This is a genomic window from Geobacillus sp. WSUCF1, assembly GCF_000422025.1.
GTDB lineage: Bacteria > Bacillota > Bacilli > Bacillales > Anoxybacillaceae > Geobacillus > Geobacillus zalihae.
The window spans coordinates 1-316 of sequence record NZ_ATCO01000341.1; the positions used below are offsets into that span (position 1 = coordinate 1).

Here is a 316-nt window from a genome sequence, read left to right on the forward strand (position 1 = left end):
AGGGAACGGTATCTAGCGATCACCGTTTTAATCACAGATTGCGCCATTTGTGAACGCAAAGCGTAGTTTGATCGAAGTAGACGATAGGTCATGTCGTGTAACTTGGCTTGTGCAAGCACTTTTGTGTCAAAAATCACAACAGACACAGCGTTGCACGCTTGTCGATAAGCGGAAAGGGTGTCTTTCAATACTTCTGCTTGTTCCGCTGTTGGGTAAATTTTGATTTTGGCTGTTAACGTCATGTCCATTTGTCTCACCTCTCTTTCACTAAATATATTTTTTAGTGATACAAAAACACAAAAAAGCGATTCCTCCC

At 41.5% G+C, this 316-nt stretch carries 1 protein-coding gene; it reads right to left on the reverse strand.

Going from position 1 to position 316, the window contains the following annotated elements:
- Positions 1 to 248: helix-turn-helix domain-containing protein (locus tag I656_RS0117480; protein ID WP_033007126.1), on the reverse strand; the 248-nt coding region annotated here is incomplete at its 3' end.
- Between the last annotated feature and the right edge of the window lie 68 nt (positions 249 to 316).